This window comes from Limimaricola sp. G21655-S1, from assembly GCF_027213785.1.
In the GTDB taxonomy this organism is placed as follows: Bacteria; Pseudomonadota; Alphaproteobacteria; order Rhodobacterales; family Rhodobacteraceae; genus Limimaricola.
The window spans coordinates 1-12005 of the sequence record NZ_JAPWGO010000039.1; the positions used below are offsets into that span (position 1 = coordinate 1).

Consider the following 12005-nt stretch of genomic DNA (forward strand, 5'->3'; position numbering starts at 1 on the left):
GCCTTGGGCTATCGGCCACCTGCACCAGAAAGCATCGTGCCCGTCGACCGGAGGCCGACCATGCACTAACAATTAACCTGGAGCACTCAGACGGGGCAGCTCACTCGAAGCAACCGTGCGCTGCGTTTTTGCAGAATGACAGGTTTTGGATAGCCGCGATGCGGTAGCACCGAGGTGCTGAATGACCGGTTTGGGCCGTCCTCCCAGGGGCGGCCCTGCTGTTCAAATCTCGACCGCCTCGGCGATGGCCAGGGCATCTTCGAGCTCGACCCCGAGATAGCGCACCGTGCTGTCCATCTTGGTGTGCCCAAGCAGGAGCTGAACTGCTCGCAAATTCCCCGTCTTTCGATAGATCTGCGCAACCTTGGTCCGGCGCATCGAATGGGTTCCGTAGGCGCTCGGTTCGAGCCCGATCGAGGTCACCCAGTCTCGGACGAGGCGCGCATACTGGCGTGTCGAAATGTGGAGACGTTCGTGAAAGCGGCCCGGCCACAAATACTGCGAGCCGACCATCTTCGGATTGGCGAGCCATGCCGCGAGAGACTTCCGCGTGCCCTCCGTGATCTCGAAACGGACCGGCTTCTGCGTCTTGCTTTGGATGATCGAGGCGCGCTCCCTGACCCGGCTGGCGGCGTAGACGTCTGCGACCTTCAGCTTCACCAGATCGCAGCCGCGCAACTTGCTGTCGATCGCCGTGTTGAAAAGCGCGAGGTCCCTGACCCGATCAGCAATCTCAAGTCGAACCCGAATCGCCCAGACATGCCTCGGCATGAGCGGACGCTTCTGGCCGACGATGCGCCCTTTGTTCCAAGCGGGACGGCAGGCACGAATGGCGGGAAGATTAGGCGTGGACATGGTGGTTTCTCCAATCCCCCCCTCCGCCGCGACGCCGGCACCATGCCGACGCTGCCCCATAGCATGGCAACCGGCTCAAAGGGCGCTGCATGTGTTCGACGTCTTGCTCTTCGAGGGCAAAGTTTAACGGGCGGAAAGCGGTCATTCTCTGCGATCGATATGAACGGCTGCTATTCGGCCCAGATTTTTTTGACAGGGAAGGACTCGTAGCGAAATTCACGCGGCTTCATGCATCACCTGATGGAGATCCTGCGGACAGCGACGGTATCGGACGGGACAGCCCCGCATAACGACCCGGAACATAGATTGCTTCGCCCAAGAGTAGCCATCGATGAGCCGGATCTTGCCGCAAATGGCGTGGCGGATAGCACAGGCCTCTTCCCTTCGAGAAGTTCGTTGATAAGGTCTTCCATTACGCATGTATCCAAGCGGCCGCTCTCTGGCGTTGCAGGGGCGAAACATGCCCTGGAGCCATTCTGTCTCCAGAATTATCTTGGATGGTCGCCACGGTGGCGGATGTCGGTAGAGAAAGCGCTGCTCCGGAGGCTGGCAAGGCGTGGGGCGGCGATATCCCCAATCCGGCGCGCAAACGGCTGTCGGAGGTCCTGCTCCAGATCACCGCGGACAAATCCCGCTCCGAGATGACGCTGAACGAGTTGATGACGCTTCTCAAGGGGCGGGGACGGGCGGCGCTGATCCTTCTGTTCGCGCTGCCGAACGTGCTGCCCGCGCCACCCGGGCTGTCGGCCGTGCTGGGGCTGCCGCTGCTGTATCTATGTGCGCAGATGATGCTTGGGCGCATGCCCTGGCTGCCGGCGTTCATCGGGGAGCGGGGCATGATGTTCCCGGCCTTCGTCGCGGTGGTGCAACGGACCGTTCCGATCCTGACGCGCGCCGAGCGGATGCTTCGGCCGCGGGCGGCATGGCTCGTGGCGCCGCGATCGGAACGGATGCTCGGAGGTCTCGCGCTGATCCTCGCGGTAGTCGTCATGCTGCCGATACCGCTCGGCAACATGCTTCCAGCCTTTGCGATCTGCCTTCTCGCGCTCGGGGTGCTTGAGCGTGACGGGCTGTGGGCCGGCATCGGCGCGATCATGGGCGTCGCCGCGCTTCTGCTCTCCGCTGCCGTGGTCTATGCCATGCTCAGGGCGGCTCTGCTCATCCTGCTCGGCGCCTTTGCCTAAGGGCCGGGCGACACCCATGCCTGTCAAGGTTCTCCATGCTTTTCGAAATCTCTCTCGTCCTTGCGCTGATCGTCCTGAACGGGGTTCTGGCGATGTCGGAACTGGTGGTCGTCTCGTCTCGGCCCGCCCGACTTCAGGCACGGGTCAGCCGGGGCGACCGCGGGGCGCAGGTCGCGCTGCGGCTGGCCGAGGCACCTGGCAGGTTTCTCTCCTCGGTCCAGATCGGCATTACTCTCGTCGGCATCCTGTCCGGCGCTCTGTCCGGAGCCACGCTGGGCTTGCGTCTTGCCAGCGTTCTACCGGAGGTCGGCGTGCCCGTGCGGTTCGCCGAAGAAGTCGGCGTGGGTGCCGTGGTGGTGGTCATCACCTATCTCTCGCTGATCGTGGGTGAGCTCGTCCCGAAACAGATCGCGTTGTCGGACCCCGAAGCCGTCGCCTCCCGTGTCGCCCCGGCCATGCGCCGTCTGGCGCAGGCCGCTTCGCCACTGGTCTGGCTGCTCGACCGGTCCGGAGCCCTCGTGCTTGCTCTGCTTGGTCAGTCGGGGCGTCGCAGCGCGAAAGTGAGCGATGAGGAGATCCGCATGCTGATCTCCGAAGCGGAGAGCGCCGGTGTCATCGAGAAGGCCGAAACCGATATGATCGCGGGGGTCATGCGCGTGGCCGACCGCACGGCGCGCGGCCTGATGACACCGCGCCATGATGTCGAGATTGCCCGGGCGGAGGAAAGCCGGGACGAGATCCTCGCACGGTTCCGAGCCTCGAGGCGCTCCCGCCTGCCGCTGCGCCATGGTAGCCCCGACGACATCATCGGCATCCTGCACAGTCGCGACCTGCTTTTGACGGCCGCCGGCACTTTCGATCCGGTTGCGATGGCCCGAGCTGTGCCGGTTGTCCACGAGTCCCTGCCAGCGACCCAAGTCATCGAACGGTTGAAGGCGGCACCCGCTCACATGCTCCTGGTCTATGACGAGTATGGACACTTCGAGGGGATCATCACCCCGATGGACATCCTCGGCGCCATTACTGGCAGTTTCGACGAAACCGAGCAGGATGAGCCCAAGGTTGTGGAGCGTCAGGATGGATCTCTACTCGTTGCCGGCTGGATGCCGGTCGACGAGTTCGCGGCCCGTATCGGGCTCGAGATCGAGGACCGACCGTCCTACGAGACCGTCAGCGGACTCGTGCTCGACCGCGCAGGGGAACTGCTCGAGGTCGGGCAGCACATCAATATTGATGACTGGCGCATCGAGGTGGTCGATCTGGATGGTCGCCGGATCGACAAGCTGCTCGTCTCGAAGCAAGCAGTTCGGCCGGTTTGACCGAGCATGCGACCATTCCCGTTGCGACAGTGTGAACTTGGCATCTGGGGAATGTCTGGATGGACGTCAGCGAGGCTGGCCGATCCGACGAAGCTCGGATGGTGCAGGTGTCTGACAATATCAGTCCCTCGCCTCAACCCAGCGCGGACAGAACGCCGCGAATGCCGAGTATGATGATCAGAAGGCCGACGACGATCATCAGCGGGCGTCTGGGCGCGTACCGGACCGCCAAGGCCGCGAACGGAGCAGCCGGGAGCCCGCCGACCACCAGCGCCAGCGCTGCCATGCCGAATTCCGACAGCCCGAGATGCCCAGCGAAGGTGACAGTGATCGCCGACGTGACGAAGAATTCCGCCGCATTCGAAGACCCGATCATGTGCCGTGCGGAACCTCCCGAGGCGAGCAGTGTGCTCGACACCACCGGGCCCCAGCCGCCGCCCCCGACGGCGTCCACGAACCCCCCGGCGAGGCCGAGCCTCCGAACGCCCTTCGGTGGATGGATGCCCGGCACTGCGCTGAACGCCTTCCACAGAACGACGCCGCCCATGAGCACGAGATAGGCCGATACCAACGGGGCGAGCATGTCGCCGAGGCCGGTGGCCAGTAGGCTCGCCCCGGCCATGCCGCCAAGGGCGCCCGAGATCGCCAGGGGCCGAACCAGCTTCCAGTCGACGTTTCGCGCCAGATGGTGCGAGGTCGCGCTGACGCCGGTGGTGGCAGTTTCGGCCAGATGGACTGCGGCGCTTGCCGCCGCCGGCGTAAAACCAAGCGTCAGCAACAGTGACGTCGAGGTCAGCCCGTAGGCCATACCAAGAGCGCCGTCGATCATCTGGGCTACGAAACCCACAACCACGATCTGCCAGAATACGTCACCCATGGCAGACCACCCGGCGGCAGTTCTGCTCTGGGACTGGTTGAGCCCGCCGTACCTCGCGCTCGGATCGGGGTCCACGCTTAGCACAATTGAAGGCTGCAACTCTGCCGGGCTGCTTCGGCTCGTTGGAGCCCCGAAGCGCTTGTCCCTGCCGGCCTTTGGATTGGGTTGCTGGGGCCACAGGGAGGCGGTGGGAAAACCCTGCGAAGGTCGATGCAACCGTTCGCGAAACCGATGATCTCAATCTATGCTCCGCACAGACCCGGTATGCCGGGCTCCATCCTGTCCCGAATGCCTTTGCCCGATGCGAACCGGAGAAGCAGCCGGTATCGGCATTGAAGACGCGAGTTACATTCTGACCGAATTCCGCCGCCTACAAGAGACACAATCGGGATGCCCGGTTGCAGACCCCGCCAAACGACGCAGCGTTACGGTAGCGGGAAGCGGCGTAACGCCAGTGCAACCAAGGAGGGTGAGAATATTTCTTGCCGCCTCTTGTAATCGCCCCAGGAGAGGGGGATCTATCATCGTGCGGGCCGGGCCCCTCTGACGTTGGATCTTCCACGTGATGTCGGACCGCATCGGGTGTGCCCGATGGTATTGGGGTCCAAACACCCCCAACCTCGGGTGCGGTCATGCACAAGAGGTCATCGTGGAAATCCTGTTTCTTCTGTTTCTCGGCCAGCCGCTCTGGATGTGGCTGGTCTTCATGGCGCTGGTCGCCGCTCTGCTGATCTTCGATCTGGGCGTATTACACAGCGACGATCACGAGATCGGCGTCGCCGAAAGCCTGAAGCTCTCAGCCATGTACATCACGCTTGGCCTCTCCTTCGCGGGCTTCATCTGGTGGCAGATGGGTGGCGAGGCGACGGCGCAGTATCTCACCGCATTCGTCGTCGAGAAGACGCTGGCGATGGACAACATCTTCGTCATCGCGCTGATCTTCGGCTTCTTCGCGATCCCGCGGCAGTATCAGCACCGGGTGCTGTTCTGGGGTATCCTCGGCGTGATCGCATTGCGCGGGCTGATGATCGGCCTCGGCGCCACCATCGTCGCCGAATACCACTGGGTGCTCTACATCTTCGCCGCCTTCCTGATCGTCACCGGCATCAAGATGCTGTTCGTCACGGAGGGCGATCACGACATTTCGGACAACAGGCTGCTCAAGTTCCTCAAGCGCCGCCTGCCGGTGACGGACGAACTGCACGGCCATGCCTTCACCTTGAAGCGCGCCGACCCGGCAACGGGCCGGATGAAGCGCTACGTCACGCCGCTGCTGCTGGCCCTGATGCTGATCGAGGTGGCCGATCTCGTGTTCGCGGTGGACTCGGTGCCGGCGGTGTTCACCATCACCACCGACCCCTACATCGTCTATACCTCGAACATCTTTGCGATCCTCGGGCTGCGGGCGCTCTACTTCGCGCTGGCGGCGGTGCTGCACCGCTTCGCCTACCTGAAATACGCGCTGTCGCTGCTGCTGGTGTTCATCGGCTCCAAGGTCTTCGTGGCCGAGGCCTTGGGCTGGGAGAAGTTCCCACCGGCATGGTCGCTCGGCATCACCTTCGCGATCCTCGGGGCTGGCGTGGCCTTCTCGCTGTGGAAGACCGGGCGGGGGCAAGTGCCGGTCCATGCGGAGCAACCGACGGCGCAGACGGTCGCGATCCCGGTGGCGCGCGAGAGCTGACCGGCCGCCGTCCACGGACCGCACGGCAGGGAGGGCCCGGCATGGTGGTGCCGGGCCCTTACGCTTCACCTGTCAGGCCAGACAGTATGGTAGGTAAGCAAGTGAGAGCCGAAGTTTGGCGCAGGGCCAATCGGCTGCCTGCCATTCTCTGGTATTCAACTCGCGCGACTGCTCGCCTCGGACTTGGTCGCGCCCTTATTGCGGCTCAGCCTATCAGTAGCAAAGCGCTTCACTACCAAGCGATTACCGGTAGTGCGTTTCTTCGGCCAAGTCAGGAACGGCCTCACCCAGCCGGGTTAAACGCGACTCGGAAATTCAGTCTGACGGCCGAGTGCTTTGCAGCGCAGAGCGGTGACAGCAACAAATGACAATCTAACCTCTGACCGAATTCTGGCAGCCGGCCTACGGCCAAAGAACGTAGAGGTAGGCCAGATAGCCGGCCAGCAGCACGGCGCCCTCCCAGCGGGCGATCCTCAGGCCGGTGGCTGCGAAAATCACGAGCAGGAGGGACACCCCGACCATCAGGAGGTTGTCGAAGGTGACGATCTGCTCCGGCACCCGTGCGGGGGAGATGAGCGCAGTGCCGCCACCGATTCCCAGGATGTTGTAAATGTTCGAGCCGACGATGTTGCCGAAGGCCACGTCGCTCTGGCGCTTGAAGGCGGCCACCACCGAGGTGACCAGTTCCGGCATCGAGGTGCCGACGGCCACGATGGTCAGACCGATCACGGTCTCCGGTATGCCGAAGGACTGAGCGATCGCCACCGCGCCTTTCACGAGGAAGGCGCCCCCGACCACCACCAGCACGAGACCGCCGACCGCCAGCAGAAGGGGCGTGATCATGCCGCCCGCAGATGACGGCTTCGGATGCAGGCCCGGGTCCACTGCTTCCAGCGCCGCGGCCTTGTCGTAGATGGCTCCATGCTCCGCGGCAGAACTTTCCTGCCGGAAGGCGAGGTAGATGTAGGCGATGAGGGCTGCGATGAGAGCGACGCCGACGAGTCGCCCGAGCGGCATGGCGAACGAGAGGACGGCGAAGACCGCGGCGACCCCGAGCATGACGACGGCATCCCGGCGCAGCGCCGAGGAGGGGACCGCGATGGGCAGGATCATCGCGGAGATGCCAAGGATCAGAAGGATGTTGGCGATGTTCGAGCCGACGATGTTGCCGAATGCGATCCCCGGTGATCCCGACAGCGCCGCCTGAACAGAGGTCACGAGTTCGGGCGTGGAGGTCCCGAACCCCACGAGCGTGAGACCGATCACGAGGGGGGAGACCCCCAGCCGCTCGGCGACCTTCACTGCGCCGCGGACCAAGAGATCCCCGCCAGCGATCAGCAGGACAAGCCCTCCGATCAGCGGCAGCCACATGTCCATCATCGTCCAAACTCCGTCATCATCGTCTGTCCATCGTGTCCGGGCCCACGATGATATGTCAGATGACGCTTGTGACCAGCTGATGCTGCCGCCGGGATCACCTGGCCGGACTGTGATGGCTGCGGTAGGATGGCCTGCCATCGACCGATGCGCTCGCGTGGACGCCAAGGCCGATAAGATGTGGGCATCGGAGGCGGGCGCTGTCCGAAATGCTTGCCTCCAGTCTTTGCCGCACTCAGTTTCCGCCCATGTTTGATAGGCTGAACCTTCCCTTCGACCCCGCGCTCTTGCCGCAGTTCGACCTTTTCGCTTCGCTGCTGCTACTCGGCACACTTTGGATCGCCCGGAAGGCGGTCCTGCGCGCGATCCGCGCCCGGTCGGAGCTGCCGGTCCACGAGCAACGCAGGCTGATCGCGTCGAGCCGCAACCTCTTTCTCTTCCTGACCCTCGTGGGACTGGTGCTGATCTGGGCACCGCAGCTACGCACCTTCGCGTTGTCCCTGACCGCGGTCGCCGTCGCGATCGTCGTGGCCACCAAGGAGCTGATCCTGTGCCTCTCCGGCGCCGTGCTGCGCGCGACCACGCGCGCCTTCTCGGTCGGGGATTGGATCGAGGTAGGCGAGATCCGGGGTGAGGTCACGGACCATACCCTGCTCGCCACGACGGTGCAGGAGTTCGGCGCCGGAGCCCATGCCCACATGCCCACCGGCCGGACCATCGTGATGCCCAACAGTATGCTGCTGGTCACCGCCGTTCGAAACCAGACAGCGCTGCGTGAGCATGCCTATCACCACTTCGCGGTGACGCTGGAGCCGATGCCGAAGCTCGAAGGGCTACGGGAAAAAGTCGCAGGCATCGTGCAGGAGCGCTACGAGCCGTTCCGCGAGCGGGCCGCCAGGGCCAATGCCGTGATCGAACGCCGGACCCATGCCGACCTGCCGGACCCGGCGCCGACCATACGGTTTCGCACAACGGATCTGGGAAAGCTGCGCGCCGAGATCACGCTCTTCTGCCCACTGTCGGTCGCGGAGCAGCTGGAGAGCGAGATCACTTGGCATCTGCTGACGATACTCCATGTCCCGGCCGAGCACAGCCCGCCCGAGTCCGACCCGCCCCCAAGCGAGACCGCCTGACATGCCCACCCTGTTCATCATCCTCGATCTGGCCGCGATCGTCAGCTCGCTCGTGGCTGCGGCGCTGTGGTATCAGGCCGGAGCCCGCACGGTGCGTCGCATCTCGCGCTTCGAAGATCTCGACCATGCAGACCTCAACCGGCTGGTTGTCGCGATGAACCGGAGCGCCTTGCTCAACCGTCGGGCCGCGCTGGCTTCCGCGGCCGCGGCGATCTGCATCGCCTTCCGCTTTGCCGCTTCGCTCGCGATACCATCGGTAGTGGCGTAGAAAGGTGGGCGACCATTGCAGCGAATTGATTGCCCGCAATTCTCGCCGAACGCGTGCGTCCAACGCGCTGCGTTCGCGGTGCGCAGCCTCATAGAGTTGGATGGCTCTCCGATCGTCGCCCGGGGGATCGACGGCGACGACCTCGAGCTCCATCAGCGTGAGCAAGATGCCGCAGGCGAAGCTCGACGGCATGCTCAGATCGGTACGTATTTGAACTGCGCCACCGCTCGAGCGCCCGGCATGCTACCGGTCATTGAATCGTAACGACTTTGGATCGAGATCGTCGACAATGCCGTGCATATCGTCGCCGAGATAAGCTTGAGCGAGCATTCCGAGCCAAAGCAGGACCTTGAGCCAATTGCGAAAGGCTGGCCATCGAACCAGCTGCGTTTGGCCCTCATGAGATTGCATATGATGGTATTTTCGGATCGGCGAAACGTCCCTCTCGCAGATCTGCATGAGGGGGTTAGGCTGTCGAACGGCCAGGGCAGAAACGTCGGCCCCAAAGACCATTGAGAAGTTGTTTCATTGCGAGCGCTCCGCGGTAAGATGCGGGCATCGGCGCATGAGTCGCGTGGGCGGCAAGCCCAACAACTTCGCTGCGCCATCCTTTGGAGCTTGAAATGAATCTTCTCCTCGGCGTCGGCATGTTGGCGGCGGCGGCTCTTCTCTTCGCGTGGGCCTATGGAAAAGCGCGCAAGCCAGTTCCTGCAAGATGGACCCGTAAAGACAGCGCGATGATTTCGATCACTCTTGTGTTTGCGACGTTTTTCACGATCGGTATCGGGTTCTTTGCGACCGCGCTTCTAAACATCGGTCCAGAGGTCGTGGAGCTGGGCCTCATCGGCGCCGCTGCTGTAGCTTTGGGGGGCGGTGGCAGCATTTGGCTGGCACGTCGCCTGGCATTCAACCATGGCGAACTTCGTCCGCATACGAGCCCGCTTCAGGCTCCAATTGACAACACAGGACCAGCGAAGGCAGCTTGACTTGCCACTCGGCAGGCATCGCCTGATGCCTGCCGAGCCGGGGATCTGAATGGTCCCCGTGTCTTGTGGACGCCCTCCTTCTGGGTCGCCTTCCTGCGCTGATTTTGAGGCCAGGAAGCCAGGAGGGGCGGTTGACGCGATGAACCGGAGCTCCTTGTTCAACCGGCGGGCCGCAATGGCGTCCGCGGCCGCGGCGAACTACACCACGTTTCGCTTAGCCGTTTCGCGCGCGCTTCAGACGGTGCTGGCGTAGGCGGATCGAAGGTTCTCCGTCGCCGCCTATTCGGTCCCCTCAGCGCGCAGAGTGGCATTCTGCGCGACCCTTTGGACTGCGGCATGCAGCTTCACCGGGCTGAACGGCTTGCCGAGCATGGCCACCGGAGCGATGGCTGCGATGTCGACCTCCGTCAGCTCGTGCAGGCTGCCGCTGACGATGATCGACGGGATGCCGAGATCGGCGCGCATAACGGCCGCGGCTTCGGCACCGCTCGTCTGTCTTGCAAGGTGCAGGTCGACAAGCGCCAGATCGGGCGCCTGCGCGCGGGCCAGCTCGATCGCCGTGGCCCTGCACGCGGCAATGCCCACCACTTCATGGCCCAGATCCATGAGCTGCATCTCGAGGTCGAGCGCGATGAAGACCTCGTCTTCGACGATCAGGATACGCATGGCGAGGTCAGACCGCGGCGGGAAACCGGACGACGGTTTGCCAGCCTTGCGGGGAGTTCGACTGCTCGACATGGCCGCCGATCTGGCGCGCGGACATCTGGATCAGCCGCTGGCCCAGGCCCGAGCCGCGCGACGCCTGGCCCTCGACCGCCTCGCACGGGCCGGTGCCGTCGTCGGCAACCGTCAGCACGAGCTCGCCCGTCTCGGCATCCTTCGCGAGGCGCACGCTTACACGCCCTTTCTCCCGTCCATGGAAGGCGTGCTTCAGGGCATTGGTGATCAGCTCGTTGACGATGATCGACAGGCTGATGGCCTTGTTCGGGCACAGCCGGATCGGAACCACGTCGAGGTCGAACGCAATGCCCCGGACATCGCAGCCGGACGAGGCGGCGACGTGGTCACAGAGATCGCGCAGTTGCTGGTCGACGGCCACGCTGGTCACATCGCCGTCCTGGTAGAGGCTGGCATGGATGGTGGCGATCGCGTTGACCCGGGTGCTGGCTGAGAGCAGCTTCTCACGGGTCTCGGGCGAGGCCCGGCCGCTTTCGAGGCTGAGCAGGCTCGCGACCATCTGGAGCGAATTCTTGACCCGGTGATTGACCTCGTCGAGCAGCATCTTCTGGTTGGCGAGCGCCGCCTCCAACCGCTCCTCGTTCTGCCGGAACTCGGTGATGTCGATCACCATGCCCACGAGGTGCGGCTCGCCGTTGACCGGTCCGGGCAGGATCTCGCCGCGCGCCGAGATCCAGCGGATGCTGCCGTTGGGCAGCAGCAGCCTGTGCTCGAGCACCGTCGGCCCGGGTCCCCGCTCGGCGGCCGAGAAGACCTCCATGCGCACGCGCTCGCGATCCTCGGGATGGACGCGCTCGAGGAACGGCTCGATGTCCTCGCCAGCCTCGCCCGGCGCGAACCCGTGCATCGTGTCGACCCCGGCGGAGCGGATCAGCTTGCCTGTGACGAGGTTCAGGTCCCAGAAGGAGAGAGCGGCCCCTTCGGCGGCGGTGCGCTCCCGGGCTTCGAGCAGAAGCTGCTTCGTGACCTCTGCCGTCACGTCCTCGACCAGCTGAAGAATGCAGGTGACCTCGCCGCTCTCGATCACCGGGGAATGCGACAGCCGCCAGTAGCGGGTCTCGAAGCTGCCATCGGGCATGACGATGTCATGCCGACCCGGCTCCAGCGCATCGGTCTGCCGCGAGGCCGCCGCGCGCGCAACCGAGGCGCGGATCGTCGCCTCGAGGTTCGGCGTGTCGGGACGCGGCGGGAACTCGTCGAACAGCGGGCGGTCGAGCAGCGTGGCCCTTCGGCGCGCCACGGCGGCCTCGAAGGGCGCGTTGACGTCGATGATCAGAAGATCGGTCGACATGATGATCGCGGGCACCGGGATCGCGTGCAGGATGGCCCTGCCGGACAGGATGGGAGCGTCGAGCATGGTGATCCTTCAAGGCGCAGAGCTGCCTCGAACCCGGCAGCAACGCCCTACATAGCGTGGCGCTCACGAAGCGGTAGCACCGGCGAGCAACAGTTCTGTCATATTCACGAAGCCGCCATTCGCTGCGAGCCAGCCGAATGGCGGCAATGGGCCTATTCCGTTGAAAAACTCGATCTTGATCGGGGTGCCCGTGGCTGATTCAATTCCCATAGGGGATGGGAGGATCGGCG

Annotated in this window: 11 protein-coding genes; 6 read left to right on the forward strand and 5 right to left on the reverse strand. The window is 64.1% G+C overall.

Annotation, left to right across the window (positions count from 1 at the left end; translation table 11 throughout):
• Positions 1-222: 222 nt before the first annotated feature.
• Complete coding sequence (locus O4G76_RS19190) at positions 223-855, reverse strand: tyrosine-type recombinase/integrase (RefSeq protein WP_269398777.1); 633 nt, start codon at positions 853-855, stop codon at positions 223-225.
• A gap of 497 nt (positions 856-1352) precedes the next feature.
• Between O4G76_RS19190 and O4G76_RS19195 the strand changes: the two genes are divergently transcribed.
• Together O4G76_RS19195 and O4G76_RS19200 are read left to right on the forward strand one after the other, a co-directional pair.
• Positions 1353-2039: an exopolysaccharide biosynthesis protein gene (locus O4G76_RS19195; protein WP_269398778.1), complete on the forward strand. Its 687-nt coding sequence runs from the start codon at positions 1353-1355 to the stop codon at positions 2037-2039.
• A 35-nt stretch (positions 2040-2074) separates the two neighbouring features.
• Positions 2075-3358, forward strand: coding sequence for a hemolysin family protein (locus O4G76_RS19200; RefSeq protein ID WP_269398779.1), 1284 nt, complete (start codon positions 2075-2077; stop codon positions 3356-3358).
• 133 nt (positions 3359-3491) lie between these two features.
• Here the strand turns inward: O4G76_RS19200 and O4G76_RS19205 are convergent, their stop codons facing one another.
• Entirely contained in the window at positions 3492-4235 is a 744-nt protein-coding gene (locus O4G76_RS19205; protein ID WP_269398780.1) for a sulfite exporter TauE/SafE family protein, read from the reverse strand.
• A 649-nt stretch (positions 4236-4884) separates the two neighbouring features.
• Between O4G76_RS19205 and O4G76_RS19210 the strand changes: the two genes are divergently transcribed.
• Complete coding sequence (locus tag O4G76_RS19210) at positions 4885-5916, forward strand: TerC family protein (protein WP_269398781.1); 1032 nt, start codon at positions 4885-4887, stop codon at positions 5914-5916.
• Positions 5917-6318: 402 nt separating this feature from the next.
• Here O4G76_RS19210 and O4G76_RS19215 read toward each other — a convergent pair whose 3' ends face one another.
• Positions 6319-7296: a calcium/sodium antiporter gene (locus tag O4G76_RS19215; RefSeq protein ID WP_269398782.1), complete on the reverse strand. Its 978-nt coding sequence runs from the start codon at positions 7294-7296 to the stop codon at positions 6319-6321.
• Positions 7297-7541: 245 nt separating this feature from the next.
• Here O4G76_RS19215 and O4G76_RS19220 point away from each other — a divergent pair, with 245 nt between their 5' ends.
• The 3 genes from O4G76_RS19220 (at position 7542) to O4G76_RS19230 (ending at position 9680) form a co-directional block, all read left to right on the forward strand.
• A complete protein-coding gene (locus O4G76_RS19220) occupies positions 7542-8426 on the forward strand; it encodes a mechanosensitive ion channel domain-containing protein (protein WP_269398783.1) in 885 nt (294 codons plus the stop codon).
• Between the two features lies 1 nt (position 8427).
• The gene (locus O4G76_RS19225) at positions 8428-8694 is read left to right on the forward strand and encodes a hypothetical protein (RefSeq protein ID WP_269398784.1); all 267 of its coding nucleotides are present in this window, start codon (positions 8428-8430) and stop codon (positions 8692-8694) included.
• A 623-nt stretch (positions 8695-9317) separates the two neighbouring features.
• Positions 9318-9680 (forward strand): hypothetical protein, encoded by a 363-nt coding sequence (locus tag O4G76_RS19230; RefSeq protein WP_269398785.1) that lies wholly within the window; start codon positions 9318-9320, stop codon positions 9678-9680.
• 279 nt (positions 9681-9959) lie between these two features.
• Here the strand turns inward: O4G76_RS19230 and O4G76_RS19235 are convergent, their stop codons facing one another.
• Positions 9960-10346: a response regulator gene (locus O4G76_RS19235; protein WP_269398786.1), complete on the reverse strand. Its 387-nt coding sequence runs from the start codon at positions 10344-10346 to the stop codon at positions 9960-9962.
• A 7-nt stretch (positions 10347-10353) separates the two neighbouring features.
• The gene (locus O4G76_RS19240; protein ID WP_269398787.1) at positions 10354-11775 is read right to left on the reverse strand and encodes a sensor histidine kinase; all 1422 of its coding nucleotides are present in this window, start codon (positions 11773-11775) and stop codon (positions 10354-10356) included.
• Between the last annotated feature and the right edge of the window lie 230 nt (positions 11776-12005).

Coding starts and splice junctions, on each gene's coding strand:
- O4G76_RS19190 (WP_269398777.1), bottom strand. CDS start 855: ATGTCCACGCCTAATCTTCCCGCCATTCGTGCCTGCCGTCCCGCTTGG.
- O4G76_RS19195 (WP_269398778.1), top strand. CDS start 1,353: ATGGTCGCCACGGTGGCGGATGTCGGTAGAGAAAGCGCTGCTCCGGAG.
- O4G76_RS19200 (WP_269398779.1), top strand. CDS start 2,075: ATGCTTTTCGAAATCTCTCTCGTCCTTGCGCTGATCGTCCTGAACGGG.
- O4G76_RS19205 (WP_269398780.1), bottom strand. CDS start 4,235: ATGGGTGACGTATTCTGGCAGATCGTGGTTGTGGGTTTCGTAGCCCAG.
- O4G76_RS19215 (WP_269398782.1), bottom strand. CDS start 7,296: ATGATGGACATGTGGCTGCCGCTGATCGGAGGGCTTGTCCTGCTGATC.
- O4G76_RS19220 (WP_269398783.1), top strand. CDS start 7,542: ATGTTTGATAGGCTGAACCTTCCCTTCGACCCCGCGCTCTTGCCGCAG.
- O4G76_RS19225 (WP_269398784.1), top strand. CDS start 8,428: ATGCCCACCCTGTTCATCATCCTCGATCTGGCCGCGATCGTCAGCTCG.
- O4G76_RS19230 (WP_269398785.1), top strand. CDS start 9,318: ATGAATCTTCTCCTCGGCGTCGGCATGTTGGCGGCGGCGGCTCTTCTC.
- O4G76_RS19235 (WP_269398786.1), bottom strand. CDS start 10,346: ATGCGTATCCTGATCGTCGAAGACGAGGTCTTCATCGCGCTCGACCTC.
- O4G76_RS19240 (WP_269398787.1), bottom strand. CDS start 11,775: ATGCTCGACGCTCCCATCCTGTCCGGCAGGGCCATCCTGCACGCGATC.